Raw genomic sequence first — 14,534 nt, forward strand, 5'->3', positions numbered from 1 at the left:
TCCTTTTCCTGAAACTTGCTTTTCAGAATCTACTTCTGTAAATACCTTAAACTTTATGTTCGAGGTCTTGCCTTTTTTTAGGGGCTGCGGGAGTGAATTTGGGCTGGAGCTTCAAGCGGGCTGTGGTTTAACAGCCTTTGGCTTCTGTTTTTGACCTAAAAGTTTCTCTAGTTTAGCAGTCTCTTGTACTTTCTTTCCAGATTTATTAATTATATCTGGAGAGATTGCAATCATCAAATAAAAATGATGAGTACGCTTTTTTGAGAGTGATAAGCTAAAATGACTAGCTGATTTTTACTTTGGTCACAATCTAATAATATAAATCATTGATTTATTTTTGTCTAGTGGTGTATTGGGCATCTTTTCCTGGAAGCTTAACTAAATGATAAGTTAGGGGCTAAGGATCTTGATGATGCTCAATAATTCCTAAAATTATGTGACTTAATCTCACTTAATCTACCATTAAAGGGTGAATAATATAAATATCTAAATAAATATCTAAGTGGGATAATAGGAAAATCTATGGCACTAATTACCACTGGTAACGGTTTCATTCGCGATTTGGAGAAGTTTGGTTCTCTGGGTGTGTATGTTCCTTTGGAAGGAGGCTACGAGGGTCGCTATCGCCGTCGTTTAAGGGCTACTGGTTATACTAACCTCCATATTACCGCTAGGGGACTGGGTGATGTTGCGGCTTATTTGAAGGGAGTTCATGGTGTGAGACCTCCTCATCTGGGTAAAAAAAGCACTGGTAGCGGTGCAGCGGTAGGTGAGGTGTATTATTTACCTCCTATGATTGATTCTCATTTGCAACATCTACCACCTAAGTCTAAGGGTTTGTTGTTATGGATCATTGAGGGACATATCCTTTCTGATCAGGAAGTGGAGTATTTGGCTAATTTGCCTAAATTAGAACCACGGGTAAAGGTGGTGATTGAACGGGGTGGCGATCGCTATTTCCGTTGGACTTCACTAGAAAAAACTCTGTTAGCTAGTTAGTCAATGGTCAGTTGTCAGTGGTCAGTTGTGTTTTAACCGACTGCTGACTCTGATTATGTTATGTTAGGAAACAAGGTTGAAAGTCTTTTAGGGTAGGGATTATGCAGTTAACTTTGGAACTAAATCTAAGTGCAGATCGCTATATTACCAGTTACGAATTTCTTGATCGGCTTGATTGTTTAATTTCTTTCAATAATAGGACAAATTGTTTTTTCAGGATTTTCAGGTATGGTTTCCCAACCAGAAACTAATCCTGATAATTCTTGTCTCAAAATAAGTAATTGCCGGATTTTTTCATCAATAGTTTTAATCTTATCTTCTAATTTAATTTTTATATGCTCACAAGGTAATTCCCCTTCATCATGAACATTTAAAAATTCCTTAATCTCTGACAAGCTTAATCCTAAGCTTTGAGCGCGTTTAATAAAGTGTAGTCGCTCCAAAACATCAGAGTTAAATAATCTAAATCCACCTTCCGTTCTTGCTGATGATTTAAGTAGACCAAGTTCTTCATAGTAGCGAATAGTTTTAATAGGTACACCACTAGACTTGGCAATATTACCAATGAGTTTTGGCTCTTCTTGGACTAACATATTTAGCTGCTCTGATCTTAGATAAGTTTATTTACCCGATTTTAAACTCTCCATCTAACTAGAGAGTCAAGTGAGAACAGGATCATTATGCTAATTATAGCAATGGACAAGGCGGTTAGGACATTAAACAGAACTAAAACTTAGACACTGAAAGACTTTTAGGACTGTCACCTGTCACCTGTCACCTGTTCCCTGTCACCTGCTATATCTGCTACTGGATTATGTGGCAGACTTTACTTCCACAACACCACGATACATATTCATACCGCAGTTGAAAGTATAAGTACCTGGTTTATTGGATGTGAACTCAATGGGTGTGACTTCGTTGAGTGGTAGGTTTTTGGCGATATGGAAATCAGGTAGGCGTATTTCTTCAAGACAACTACTAGGATCACGACGTAGGAAATTAAGGCGGACTCTTTGACCTGCATTGATTATAATTCGGCTAGGTTCGTAGCCTCCATCTACAGTAATATCAATTTCTTGAATCCCATTATGAGCTTTGGCTGTTTGGGGTTTTGGTTTACTGAGGAGAAACCACCATATTTCTAGTCCGATTAGCCCCAAGCCAGCTGTTGTAACTGCACCTTTTACCCAGAATGGTTGCTCAATATGACGAAACTGAGTTGTCTGCAATCGCTGGGTAGCTGGCATTTCATTATTTATCTGTGCAACTACTTGATCTGAGGCAACACTGAATGCTAATCCCAAGCCTGCTATACTGCTAAGAATTACTTTACTCAACATTTGCTACCTCCTTATGCTACTGTTTTAGCTTCAAATTTACGCAGACGTAGGGCATTCGTAACTACTGAAACTGAACTAAATGCCATTGCTGCACCTGCAATGATGGGGTTAAGTAACCAGCCAAAGATGGGGAACAAAATACCCGCAGCAATCGGAATACCAACAACGTTGTAGATGAAGGCGAAGAATAGGTTTTGACGAATGTTACGAATTGTGGCATTGCTAAGTTGAATGGCTGTGACAATGCTTCGTAAGTCACCGGAGATGAGTGTGATGTCACTGGCAGCGATCGCTACATCTGTTCCAGTGCCAATTGCTATTCCTACATCGGCTTGGGCTAGTGCTGGTGCATCATTAATACCATCACCAACCATAGCTACAATCTTTCCTTCTGATTGTAGTTTCTGCACTGTAGCGGCTTTTTGGTCGGGGCGGACTTCAGCCAAAACACCCTGGATTCCAACTTCACGGGCGATGGTTTCTGCGGTGCGCCGATTATCTCCTGTGAGCATTACTACTTCTAAACCCAGTTTTTGCAAAGCGCGAACTGCCTGTATGGAGGTAGGTTTGATGGCATCAGAAATCCCCATTAATCCCTGAATTTGTCCGTCAACTGCAATCCAAATCGCCGTTTTACCTAGATATTCCAAACGCTCTTTATCTGGTTGCAAGGCTTGGGTGTCAATACCTAATTCTGACATCCAGGGTTGTGTGCCAATTTGTACGAGATTATTAGAAACTATACCCTTTACACCACTGCCTATAATTGCTTCAAACTCTCTGACATTTGCTAACGTCACTTCTTGAGATTGAGCATATCTGACAACAGCTTCTGCCAATGGATGTTCGGAATTGCGTTCCACAGATGCCGTAAGTTGCACTAACTTGATTTCGTTGCTATTAGCAGTACCATTGACGGTGACAAAATCGGTGACTGTTGGTTTACCCTGAGTGATAGTTCCAGTTTTGTCTAGCACGATTGTTTGAATTTTGTGCGCTAGTTCTAAGCTTTCAGCGCCTTTAATCAAAATGCCATTTTCTGCACCTTTACCAGTTCCTACCATTACAGATGTTGGTGTGGCTAAACCCAGCGCACAAGGACAGGCGATAATTAGTACCCCAATGGTGGTAATTAGTGCTAAAGTCACGTTGCCTGTAAAATTAAACCAAATGATAAAAGTGAGCAGTGCGATCGCAATTACCGCAGGTACAAACCATCCGGTCACTTGATCTGCTAATCTCTGAATTGGGGCTTTAGAACCCTGTGCTTGCTGTACTAATTGGACAATCTGAGCTAGTACAGTATCACTACCGACTCGTGTGGCTCGAAACTTGAAACTCCCAGTTTTGTTAATGGTAGCTCCAATCACTTCATCACCTGGTTGTTTTTTAACCGCCACACTTTCCCCTGTCACCATCCCTTCATCAATTGTGGATGCTCCCTCAATTACTTCCCCGTCAACAGGAATTTTCTCGCCAGGACGAACCAGTATGACATCTCCAATCTGCACTTCTTCGATTAGGACATCTACTTCTCGTCCATTACGAATTAAACGCGCTGTTTTAGCTTGTAACCCAATCAGCTGACGGATAGCTTCTGAAGTTTGTCCTTTGGCGCGATTTTCAAATAGTCTGCCTAGTAAAATCAGGGTAATGACAACAGCAGCCGTCTCATAATATACATCTGGTGTTAACCCCTGATTGATAAAAAAGCTGGGAAATAAGGTAGGAAATAGGGAATAAAAATACGCTGCACTTGTACCTAAAGCAATTAGAGTATCCATTGTGGCAGCATGACGTTTCAAAGCTTTCCAACCGTTAATGTAGAAGGAATAACCACACCAGAACTGTACTGGAGTAGTGAGTATCAACTGTACCCAAGGATTGTGTAGCCATACTGGGATCAAGGATAAGTGCAACCCTGTCATCATAGGCAATGAACCTATCACTAACACAGTGCTAATGATGCCTCCTACCGCCACCTTTCGGATTAAATCGCGGGATTCTCGGAAGCGATGCCTTTTCTGGACATCATCTTCTCCTGCCATTAGGTTCTGTTTTTGGAGTGGGTAGGCAGAGTAACCTGCTGCATCTACCGCTTCTTGAATGGCTTCTAAATTAGTTTTTCTAGGGTCATATTTAACTGTGGCCTGTTCTGCTCCAAAATTCACAATACATTCATTGACACCGGGAACAGAATTAATCACATTTTCAATACTTTTGGCACAAGAGGCACAACTCATGCCGCGCAGTTTGAGTATGCTATTCTCCATTTGGCTGCTCCAGTTACTAAGTGGCGTTAACTAACAACTCACTGATTTCATCTTAAATTCTCCAGTCAACTGGAGAGTCAAGAGTTCAGGCTGAAGAATTTTTTTAAGCACATATTAAATGCAGATTTGTGAGTGCTTACACTTAGAAATTTAGATGGAGTGGTTGCCTTTTCACTAAAGTTAAAGATTTTTGGGTGCAATTGCGTCATGCTAGTGAAATAATAAATATTTCGGCGTTGCTGATTAAGAGTGTGATTTTTTTTCACGCAGAGTCGCAGAGAGTGAGAGTTTGATTTTTTTGATTTCATATCTTCAATTCAGCAACGCCAATATTTCTACCTACTGAGGTATAAAGATTTCATGCAGATTCCATATTTGTATGTATTCGTATAGTTCCAAAAAACATAGACAAATATCTCATGCCTTTCGTTTGCCGGGAATAACCCCGACGGGGCGGACTACAACGCCCTCTATCCCTAGACTAAATGCTGTCGGGACTACTTTTCGTAAAATATTCAAACTACCATTGACAGGCGAATATGGAAGTTAGCATAATTGTAGAGGTTTTTGGCAGCAAAACACAATTTATCAATCTCTTGATAATGGGGATGATTTCTTTGAATGATATGCCGCTCGACTACTTGCATACACTAACTGGTTTCTGGAAATATTCGCCCATATATACTAACATATCTTCGGGCTGATAATGCACAAAATTCTTGCTCAGTTCTCTTTGCACAAGAAAAGCTGTATAAGTGATTTTAGCTGACTTCTGTGTGATTAATGACTATAGATGACTATATTTGTCTATAAATTCGGCGAAGTTTACCAATAATAGTAAGTGCAACAGTCACTTTGTGAATAAATTAAAGACTTGACTCTCCAGCCAACTGGATATTTAAAAATGAAATTAGGAAATATTTAGATGATCCCTATGAAACATTTTACTCTGAAAAACAGCTTTTTGTCATTGACCTTAGTAGCGATCGCCTCCGTTTCTAGCAGCTTCTTAACAGCTTGTTCTACAACTGCTACGGATACTAGCGATAAGCAAACTATGAACCATGGTAGTGGTTCAATGCCTCATGAGCATAGTAATGGTATGAACCACGATATGGATTTAGGCCCAGCCGATGCTAATTATGATTTGCGGTTTATAGATGCCATGATTCCGCACCATCAAGGCGCAACGGTAATGGCAAAAGAAGCACAGCAAAAATCTCAACGCCCTGAAATCAAAAAATTAGCAGCCGAAATTATCAAAGCCCAAAACCAAGAAATTACCCAGATGCAACAGTGGCGTGCAGCTTGGTATCCCAAAGCGGGAGATAAACCAATGGCTTATGATGCCAAAATGGGTCATGACATGGAGATGTCCTCTGAGCAAAAGCAAGCCATGATGATGAACATGGACTTAGGTGCAGCTGATACAGAATTTGACCTGCGCTTTATTAATGCAATGATTCCTCACCATGAAGCGGCTGTAGTTATGGGGAAAGATGCCTTACAAAAGTCTCAACGTCCTGAAATTAAAAAATTAGCAGCCGAAATTATCAAAGCCCAAGACACAGAGATTAAGCAAATGAAACAGTGGCGTAAAGCTTGGTATAACAAGTAGTCTCAATTTTCAATATAAACAAAATACCCACAGTAAAATAGTCATAAGAATTAAGTGGAACATCAGAGACAATTTTCCTATAAACTCGTCATACTGAAGTAGAGAGAATCAATAACTCCCTCTCAAGTTGGCATGAAGGTGATTAAACAAACATGAGACGTAAATCAACAGGTAGAACACCTACTACTTCTAAACCCTCCGCTTTCCAATCTCCTCTATTTAATTTCACCACTATTGCAATTTTGGGAGGGGTGCTAATTTTAGGGATCGGAATTGGTATTGCTTTTAGTTCTACAGCTACTTTGAGTCCATCTAATGTGGCTTCCCGTGATTTTATTGATACTAAAGCACCAAACCCAGAAATTTGTGTCCAGTATGGTGCTAGTGCAATGGTGATGGATGCAAGGTTGTTTGTAACTCTCAACCCTTTTAATGTTTATGTTGCCCAGCCTAATATTCGTCCTGGATGTGTATTGCGTACAAACAACTGGGCTATTTTGGAAAATAAAAGACTTATTACCTCGGATCAGGTGCGAGAGTGTAAAAACCGCCTCAATACTTTTGGCTTTACTGGCGATTTAGATAGTGAGAAGCCAGATATTAGGTGTATATATCAGAATGAATCTGCTCAAAATTTCTTCTTATCTCAACCAGGTGCAGTCGGTCCTACTCAGGATACAGAAAGATTTTAAGCCTTTGATGATTTAGGAGTCAGAAGTTATAAGTACCTGAAAAAAATCAATTAAACATTTTTGGGAAAAACAGAAATCTCTGTTTTGCTCATTTATTTCCCGTTTCCTGTTCCTTGTTTTTATTTGATAATTGGTAGTGGTTGACCAAATTCAATAATAGGAATTTCAAGGATTTGGTTATTGTTGTTCTGAGGATTGGGAAAATTAGGAGGATAGTTAGGAAGTGTCACCATATTATTATTCTCAGCAGAATTAGGGGGAATAATATTTAAGTTAGATAGTTGAGTTGTGTTCTGAGAATTAGGTGGTGGTACGATGACGAAAGGCTGTGGATTTGAGGGTAAATTGGTGGATGGTGGTGGGAGAGTCATCATTGGGTCAGATGATGGGGGGTTGATGAGATTGGTATTATGATTTGGAGGAGGTGAACTTAATACCCAGCGCGTGGGGTTTTGGGAAGAAAGCGATTGTAATTTGACTTGGTTGACATCAATAAAAGTTCCCGGTTCTAAGTCTATGACTATGCGGGTAATGTTGGATGTGAATTGGGAAACACGCACTTTTTGCATGGTTGCAGGATAGGTTTTTTTGGTTTCAACTTTACCTAATTGGGTGTTGGGTAAGTCTACTACTAAGCGTGGGGGTTGATTGAGGTAGAAATATTCGGGTTTGGTGGCTGCGGAAAGGGTGATTTCTAATTTTTGAGATTTAGGGTTAAACTGCCATTGATTGAGTTTTACAGTAGTTGCTGCCAGAGTAAATTCAGAGTTGAGGTTAATTACTGCATATAAGCTTAATACGCTGACTTGTAATAAATTAAATGGTAAAAGCTTCCTGATTTGAAGTTTTTTGCTCATAATCTTAATGGTTTTGTATTTGGGAAATTGGTTTTTTCTTGGTTTGCGGTAAGGCTGTAAATTCTAAGGTTTTAGGTATGTTGTTGATTTTGATTTGTCCAGGTATATATTCTTGAGTCAGTTGTGACATTTGGATGGTGATTGGTTGGATTTGATGATTCTGGACACTAGAATTTTGACAGAAAATACCAGTGTTAATGTTTCCTGATAGTGTTAATTTTTGATCTTTGAATTTACCTGTGAGGTTAAGGGGTGTTTTTGTGGCTGCGTTGGTTTTAATTGGTAATAGGGCGGCATTGATGTAAATGCCAGATTGTTGAATTTTTAAGATTAGTTTGTTTGTTTTTTGACAATTTGGCAAGTTTTGGTTTATCTGAAGATGATAGCGGGTGTGTATCAGGGAAGTAGCACGGAGATGATTTTCGCCGTAAGCGGTGACGGTTTTGAATAATACTAAAGCTGAGGCGATCGCTATTCCAGAAGTTGCTAAAAATTTAAAGTTGAAGTCATTCATGATTAGTGATTAGTTATTACTTATTCCTCATTCTCTATTCCCTATTCCCTGCTATGAATTATTTCTTGTTTGTTAACTTCTAGTAGTAGAGAACTCAGATGAGCGGTAACTTGACTGTAACGACGGGTGATAAGTAGAGAAGAACGACATTTGATTGCTAGTTCGTCGGTGTATCTGCCTAAAGTTTGTCTTTCAATACCCCAAGCGCGACTTGTACCAGCAATGGTTAGATCAACTTGTTCGGAAGTTTCCACTACAGCTTGCATGATTTCTGGTTCGTTAATAGTTTTGATTTCTATGCGATCACGTACACTTTTTGGTAATTTCTCAATCATGGCTTGGAGTTCATAACTCAATTCTTCTTGGCCATTATTTGCTGTTAAGACTTGCAAAATTTGCAACATACAAGTATCACGATTGATCAATAATCTTAAGGCTAAAATCAATGCCAAATCATCATGGATATTGGCGGAGTAAGGAACTAATAGACTTTCTAGGTGATCGCTACCTTTATCTATAAACACGGCTACATCTACGGGGGCAGTGGTGAGAATTTGTCCAACTCTTCCACCCAAACGATTATTACTAAAAGCTGGCCGATGCCATCCTACTAATATTAAATCTGGTTGTTCTATTTGGGCAATTTGGGCAGTTTCTCTGGCCACGTTACTGGAAATCCGCACGATAGGATGTATGTAAGAACCAGTGATGAAGGGTTCTAAAGTATTAATCAATTCTTCCAATTCCTGGCGACGTTCGATAATGAGGCGGTTTGCTTCTGCTGGTGTACTTTCAAAACCATAGTTTTCTTCTAATTCTATTAAGCTGAGAGGATTGATAATTGCCGGTTGTCGGTAGTTAATAGCTATAGCTACAGCTAATTCTAGTAACCCTTTTTGTGTACTGGGGTTAGCAACAGGGACTAAAATTCGATAGGGACTAGCAAAAGATTCTACGGTTTCTATTACTTCTGTATTTATTTCTTCTTCTGGTTCTGGTTCAACTACATCTAAGACATCTAATTTGATTAATCGTTTTGGATATGTCCATTCTAATAATGGTGATGTCATAAACGTTGTCACCAAAGCCATCACAACTAACATGGTAAATAGTAAAGGTGAAATTACTCCTAACTCTAGACCAATATTTAAAACAATTAATTCTGTTAAACCGCGAGTATTCATTAACCAACCCAGGGCTGATGCTTCTCGTTTGTTAATACCACTGATGCGGGCGGCAACATAAGCACCAAAATATTTACCAGCAATTGCGACTGCTAAAACTAATCCACATAGTAACCATAATTCTGGACGGTTAAGTAAACCAATTTGTGTTCTTAAACCACTGTAGGCAAAAAATACAGGTAGGAGAAATATTAAAACAAAATCCTCAGTTTTTACGGCTATTTCTCTAATTAATTCGGCATTTTTGGGCATGACTGCACCTAATAAAAATGCTCCAAAAATTAAGTGAATACCGATAAATTCTGTAATTAATGCAGAAGCAACAACTGCCATATAAATTATGGCTAAAACAAATTGGCTTAACTTTCCTGCCCGGCGATAATGTTTAAGGAGACGCTTGAGAAACCACCGCCCAACAGTGAACATTAAGGCAATATAAACAAGACTAGCAAAAATAGTGAGAATTGCTTGTTGATCAATGCTACCATTCCGAGCTACTGCGATCGCTACAGCTAAAATACACCATGCTGTCACATCATCAACGGCAGCGCAGGTTAAAGCTAATGTCCCTAAACGTGTTCCTTGTAAGTTATTTTCAGTGATAATTCTTGCCAAGACAGGAAATGCCGTGATTGACATTGCTGCACCTAAAAATAAAGCAAATGCGGTAAAAGATACACTTTCATTAGCAACTAAAGGATAAAGCAGTAAAGATAAAATTCCTGCTAAAGAAAAAGGTACAATTATGCTGATATTTGAAATTAGAATCGCTGCTGGTAAGTTACCGCTCAGATATTTAGGATTTAACTCCAAACCAATCAAAAACATAAAAAATATTAGTCCTACCTGAGATAAAACATTCAGGAAGGGAACAGCTTCTGGGGGAAACAGTGTAGCTGCTGCCTGGGGAGCAATTAAACCCAAGAATGATGGTCCTAACATGATGCCAGCAACAATCTCACCAATTACTAATGGTTGCTTAATTGCTCGAAATGCTAATCCTACTAATCTTGATATGCCAATCACAATTAGCACTTCCACCAGAACGATAATAACTGTGTGCATCGTTTTCTTACCTACTGCTATCCGGTTTCTCTAAGATAATTCTTTAAAGAATAGTAAAATGTCAACCCGATTAAAATATAATACAGGTTCATTACTATACTACTCTGTTAATAACCTCAATTTATTAAGTTGATATTTCAAAAGCTTAAAGGCTCAAGATAACAGATTTTTGTTTATTCTCAACTATCTATGTCTCTTTTATTAGCAGACAGTATTTAATTATATTCGCTGGATTAGCTTTTATTAATTATTGTTACTAATTTCCAGTAATTAATATTTTTATTGGTATGTTTTCAAATATTCAGGTAATAGGCAACCTAATTCTCAGTAATTCTTTGGGTTTAATGTTTATTTATTCAGCATTATATAAAGTGCTACGGGGGAAAGAATAAAGTTTATAGGCTTTATTGTGATTTTTCCCCCTTAACTTCAAACTATTGACAATGTTCCTGATCTTTGACTATTGGTGCAAGCAGAACTAAGATAACTACCAAAACTAAAAAGGCAACCGGGACAAGGAGGAATGAACACAAGAGAAACAATAAATTCTTCTTTGACTCCTGCGATTCCTGCGGAGAGCTTTGCTGTCGCTGCTTTATCATCTCTAATTCCTATTCTTAATCCTTTCAAGTGATTCTCTGGATGTTGCGAAGAAACTGGAATCTGTGTTGATAAACTGTCCACAGTGGAATTTGTGTTTACTGATGTATTTTTCTTCCAGGTGAGTCTAATTAAAAAAATCAGAACAAACTGTGATTATGAAAGGCAAATTAATTACCGTTTGCTTTGTCTAACCTATACCAATTCTGTATCAATATTTTCCAAAATTCATCAGGAAATAACCGTAAATAATACAAAGTAAACACACAGAAATAAATCAGGTTCAAAAAACTCGGTACAGTCTGACAAAGAGATGATATTTCCTGGTATGATTACAAGTTTAGAAGATATTCAGTTGATTGATCGTCAGTTTGCTGATCTTCCACTATCCATAACACTCTAATTTCGCAATTTGCAAAACTGACTAAAATGTAGGCACTTACAATTATTTGGAAATGACTTTGATTTTTATGCAACACCAAATAAAAAATCCCCCCAGTGATTAACCGAGGGATTCTGCAAGTCGGAATTATCGCACAAAGACATTCGCGCATCTAGAATAGCAACACAACTCTTGGGAAATCTGCCAAAATGCCAAAAATTGAGTGATGGCAAACTCTAAATACTAATTCCTAATACTAATTCCTATTATTTCTTGTGAACATAAGTAAGTCGGCAAGAAAAAACCAAGGTATGTAACAAAATGTAAAATTGCTCAAAACCTCTTCCCTCCTGCCTTGTCATCACGACAATTTTTAACGCTTACCTACTTAGTGCATGTATTCTACAGGGTCTTCTCTGCCTAGCTCACTAAAGGCAGCTAACCGCAACCGACAGGAATCACAAACACCACAAGCTTTTTCCCCACCAGCATAACAAGACCAGGTTAAATCCCAAGGTACACCCAACTGATTACCTAATTGGATAATTTCAGTTTTTTTCAAATCAATTAAGGGTGCAATAATTTTAATAGGTTGCCCTTCTCTTCCTTGTTTAGTTCCCAAACGGAAAACTTCCTGCATTGCTTGGATATAATCAGGGCGACAATCAGGATAACCAGAGTAATCCAACGCATTAACACCAATATATACCCGTTGTGCGCCAATAGTTTCAGCATAGCCCAAAGCAAAACTTAAAAAGATAGTATTCCGGGCAGGAACATAAGTTACAGGAATATTTTCAGACATTTCATCAAAAGAACGAGCTTGAGGAAGTGCAATCGCATTATCTGTCAAAGCTGAACCACCCCATAAACGTAAATCAAAATTTACTATTTGATGTTGAACAACTCCTACCGATTTAGCCACTAACATAGCTGACTGTAACTCTCTTTGGTGTCGCTGCTGATAATCAAAAGAAATTGCGTAACATTCACAACCATCAGCCTTAGCTTGATAGATAACAGTAGAAGAATCTAATCCTCCAGATAACAGAATTACAGCTTTCATCATGGAACAAAGTCTCAAAAAATCATTAACACCAATTTCAGCCAAAAGGTGAGACAATCAACAAAATGCAACAAACAGAAAATTAAATTCAAAATGGAAAAAGTGATTTACAGTATCCATAGCAACATTGTTACAGACAATTTTGTAGAAAACTACAATCATTGATAATTTTACTTAATCAAAAATGTAACTTATTTATCCCTGGACAATCAAGTAGTGGTTTAAATTACTAATTGCCTAAGTGACACCTGATAACTATCACATAGTTATTACAAGGATTGTCAAGTCAACCAAAAAACACAATATTTCATGTGTTAATTACAAACCACAGTGCAATTAATAACAATCTATCCAAAAGTTGACAATATAGTGGGAACTGAATGCAAACTTTGAAATTCTTCATAAATAGAACCACTATGTTACCATCTGGATGGTTTTAGACGGATTGCACCTGGTAATTCAGTATAAATGCCAACGACCGTAGCGTCTTTAAATTTGGTGGTTGAGGAGAAAATAATAGTGCAAAATAGCATGTCAGTGGCAGAACCAAATCTATATTCACAGCGTAACCAGCCACGAACAATCCGCATAGGCGTGATTGGTGTGGGTAACATGGGACAACATCACACCCGTGTACTAAGTTCAATGAAAGATGTTGAACTGGTAGGGGTTTCTGATATTAACGTGGAACGAGGCCTAGAAACTGCCAGTAAATACAAAGTCCGTTTTTTTGAAGACTACTGCGACTTGCTACCCCATGTAGATGCTGTCTGTATTGCAGTACCTACGCGGTTGCATTATGCAGTCGGCATCAACTGTCTGTTAGCAGGAATTCATGTTTTAATCGAAAAACCAATAGCTGCTAGTATTTCGGAAGCAGAATCTTTGGTTAACGCTGCTGCTGAATCTCAGTGTATTCTACAAGTAGGTCACATTGAGCGTTTCAATCCGGCCTTTAGAGAACTTAGTCAAGTCCTGAAAACTGAGGAAGTTCTAGCTTTAGAAGCTCACCGCATGAGTCCTTATTCAGCCAGAGCCAACGACGTTTCCGTGGTTCTGGACTTAATGATTCATGACATTGACTTGTTGTTGGAACTAGCTGGTTCTCCGGTGGTGAAACTAACAGCGAATGGTACTCGTTCCCTAGACTCTGGTTACTTAGATTATGTGACTGCCACCTTGGGTTTTGCCAATGGCATTGTCGCCACTCTTACTGCTAGTAAAGTAACTCACCGCAAAATTCGCCGCATTGTTGCCCATTGCAAAAATTCCTTCACAGAAGCAGATTTCCTTAAAAATGAAATTCTGATTCATCGTCAAAATACCAATCCCCACAACGACCATCGGCAGGTACTTTATAAACAAGATGGTGTCATAGAAAAAGTATATACTACTAACATTCAACCTCTGAGTGCAGAACTAGAGCATTTTGTCAACTGTGTCCATGGTGGTAATCAGCCTTCCGTTGGCGGTGAACAAGCACTCAAAGCTCTGAGACTAGCTAGTTTAATTGAACAGATGGCAGTAGAGGAGCGAGTTTGGAACCCATTAGAATGGCCATCAGAATCTCGAGTACAGTCGTTAACGCCCACAGTTTAGAAGCAGAGGGCTAAGAATGGTTGAGGAGGATAGGAAAAAATATTCTATTTTTCTTTTTACTTTGTTGCCTATCTCCTTACCTGTGCGGATGATCTGAGAAAATTAATTTTCTCCTAATACCTTCTGAATTGATTATGCTACTGGCAGGAGTTACCACCAGTCCATATCAACCAGGAGGTTTCAAATTGTAAATGCTAAGGTGGAAGGAATTTTTTCAGGATGTTCAGGTAAGGTAGGTGATAAAAAAATCTCAGTATGCCTAGCAGATGAGAGGAAATAGGTGACAGGGCTAAAGTTCAAATTCGGGACTGTTACTACCTCAGATTCCCTCTGACTCTAACTTCT

The 14,534-nt window shown here is 38.7% G+C and carries 13 protein-coding genes; 4 read left to right on the forward strand and 9 right to left on the reverse strand.

Annotated elements, in window-relative coordinates; translation table 11 throughout:
* The first annotated feature begins 522 nt into the window (after nt 1-522).
* The gene (locus WJM97_RS03365; RefSeq protein ID WP_353931637.1) at nt 523-999 is read left to right on the forward strand and encodes an NAD(P)H-quinone oxidoreductase subunit N; all 477 of its coding nucleotides are present in this window, start codon (nt 523-525) and stop codon (nt 997-999) included.
* A gap of 179 nt (nt 1,000-1,178) precedes the next feature.
* On the opposite strand, the gene WJM97_RS03370 is transcribed toward WJM97_RS03365, so the two are convergent.
* From WJM97_RS03370 to WJM97_RS03385, 4 genes are all read right to left on the reverse strand, one after another.
* Nucleotides 1,179-1,592 carry a heavy metal-responsive transcriptional regulator gene (locus WJM97_RS03370; RefSeq protein ID WP_353931638.1) on the reverse strand — a complete coding sequence of 138 codons (414 nt, stop codon included), beginning with the start codon at nt 1,590-1,592 and terminating at the stop codon, nt 1,179-1,181.
* A gap of 219 nt (nt 1,593-1,811) precedes the next feature.
* Nucleotides 1,812-2,339: a cupredoxin domain-containing protein gene (locus WJM97_RS03375; protein ID WP_353931639.1), complete on the reverse strand. Its 528-nt coding sequence runs from the start codon at nt 2,337-2,339 to the stop codon at nt 1,812-1,814.
* Between the two features lie 11 nt (nt 2,340-2,350).
* On the reverse strand, nt 2,351-4,612 hold the full coding sequence (locus WJM97_RS03380; protein ID WP_353931640.1) for a heavy metal translocating P-type ATPase: 2,262 nt from the start codon (nt 4,610-4,612) through the stop codon (nt 2,351-2,353).
* A 515-nt stretch (nt 4,613-5,127) separates the two neighbouring features.
* Entirely contained in the window at nt 5,128-5,259 is a 132-nt protein-coding gene (locus WJM97_RS03385) for a hypothetical protein (RefSeq protein ID WP_353931641.1), read from the reverse strand.
* A 278-nt stretch (nt 5,260-5,537) separates the two neighbouring features.
* Between WJM97_RS03385 and WJM97_RS03390 the strand changes: the two genes are divergently transcribed.
* Both WJM97_RS03390 and WJM97_RS03395 read left to right on the forward strand, forming a co-directional pair.
* Entirely contained in the window at nt 5,538-6,230 is a 693-nt protein-coding gene (locus WJM97_RS03390) for a DUF305 domain-containing protein (protein WP_353931642.1), read from the forward strand.
* Between the two features lie 152 nt (nt 6,231-6,382).
* Complete coding sequence (locus WJM97_RS03395; RefSeq protein ID WP_353931643.1) at nt 6,383-6,922, forward strand: DUF3172 domain-containing protein; 540 nt, start codon at nt 6,383-6,385, stop codon at nt 6,920-6,922.
* Nucleotides 6,923-7,041: 119 nt separating this feature from the next.
* Here WJM97_RS03395 and WJM97_RS03400 read toward each other — a convergent pair whose 3' ends face one another.
* The 5 genes from WJM97_RS03400 to queC all read right to left on the reverse strand — a co-directional run bounded on the left by WJM97_RS03400 (nt 7,042) and on the right by queC (nt 12,590).
* Nucleotides 7,042-7,779 carry an AMIN domain-containing protein gene (locus WJM97_RS03400; protein WP_353931644.1) on the reverse strand — a complete coding sequence of 246 codons (738 nt, stop codon included), beginning with the start codon at nt 7,777-7,779 and terminating at the stop codon, nt 7,042-7,044.
* Nucleotides 7,780-7,783: 4 nt separating this feature from the next.
* Nucleotides 7,784-8,293: a hypothetical protein gene (locus WJM97_RS03405; protein WP_353931645.1), complete on the reverse strand. Its 510-nt coding sequence runs from the start codon at nt 8,291-8,293 to the stop codon at nt 7,784-7,786.
* 41 nt (nt 8,294-8,334) lie between these two features.
* Complete coding sequence (locus tag WJM97_RS03410) at nt 8,335-10,542, reverse strand: cation:proton antiporter (RefSeq protein ID WP_353931646.1); 2,208 nt, start codon at nt 10,540-10,542, stop codon at nt 8,335-8,337.
* A 429-nt stretch (nt 10,543-10,971) separates the two neighbouring features.
* Nucleotides 10,972-11,226, reverse strand: coding sequence for a hypothetical protein (locus WJM97_RS03415; RefSeq protein ID WP_353931647.1), 255 nt, complete (start codon nt 11,224-11,226; stop codon nt 10,972-10,974).
* 686 nt (nt 11,227-11,912) lie between these two features.
* Entirely contained in the window at nt 11,913-12,590 is a 678-nt protein-coding gene (queC, locus tag WJM97_RS03420) for a 7-cyano-7-deazaguanine synthase QueC (protein WP_353933097.1), read from the reverse strand.
* Nucleotides 12,591-13,109: 519 nt separating this feature from the next.
* On the opposite strand from queC, the gene WJM97_RS03425 reads away from it, so the two are divergent.
* On the forward strand, nt 13,110-14,189 hold the full coding sequence (locus WJM97_RS03425) for a Gfo/Idh/MocA family oxidoreductase (protein WP_353931648.1): 1,080 nt from the start codon (nt 13,110-13,112) through the stop codon (nt 14,187-14,189).
* Nucleotides 14,190-14,534 lie beyond the last annotated feature (345 nt).

It is taken from the genome of Okeanomitos corallinicola TIOX110 (assembly GCF_038050375.1).
Classification (GTDB): domain Bacteria; phylum Cyanobacteriota; class Cyanobacteriia; order Cyanobacteriales; family Nostocaceae; genus Okeanomitos; species Okeanomitos corallinicola.

Bases quoted from the DNA above. Each gene is read 5' to 3' on its own strand.
- WJM97_RS03390 (WP_353931642.1), top strand. From the start codon at position 5,538: ATGATCCCTATGAAACATTTTACTCTGAAAAACAGCTTTTTGTCATTG.
- WJM97_RS03405 (WP_353931645.1), bottom strand. From the start codon at position 8,293: ATGAATGACTTCAACTTTAAATTTTTAGCAACTTCTGGAATAGCGATC.
- WJM97_RS03400 (WP_353931644.1), bottom strand. From the start codon at position 7,779: ATGAGCAAAAAACTTCAAATCAGGAAGCTTTTACCATTTAATTTATTA.
- WJM97_RS03385 (WP_353931641.1), bottom strand. From the start codon at position 5,259: ATGCAAGTAGTCGAGCGGCATATCATTCAAAGAAATCATCCCCATTAT.
- WJM97_RS03410 (WP_353931646.1), bottom strand. From the start codon at position 10,542: ATGCACACAGTTATTATCGTTCTGGTGGAAGTGCTAATTGTGATTGGC.
- queC (WP_353933097.1), bottom strand. From the start codon at position 12,590: ATGAAAGCTGTAATTCTGTTATCTGGAGGATTAGATTCTTCTACTGTT.
- WJM97_RS03395 (WP_353931643.1), top strand. From the start codon at position 6,383: ATGAGACGTAAATCAACAGGTAGAACACCTACTACTTCTAAACCCTCC.
- WJM97_RS03375 (WP_353931639.1), bottom strand. From the start codon at position 2,339: ATGTTGAGTAAAGTAATTCTTAGCAGTATAGCAGGCTTGGGATTAGCA.
- WJM97_RS03365 (WP_353931637.1), top strand. From the start codon at position 523: ATGGCACTAATTACCACTGGTAACGGTTTCATTCGCGATTTGGAGAAG.
- WJM97_RS03380 (WP_353931640.1), bottom strand. From the start codon at position 4,612: ATGGAGAATAGCATACTCAAACTGCGCGGCATGAGTTGTGCCTCTTGT.
- WJM97_RS03370 (WP_353931638.1), bottom strand. From the start codon at position 1,592: ATGTTAGTCCAAGAAGAGCCAAAACTCATTGGTAATATTGCCAAGTCT.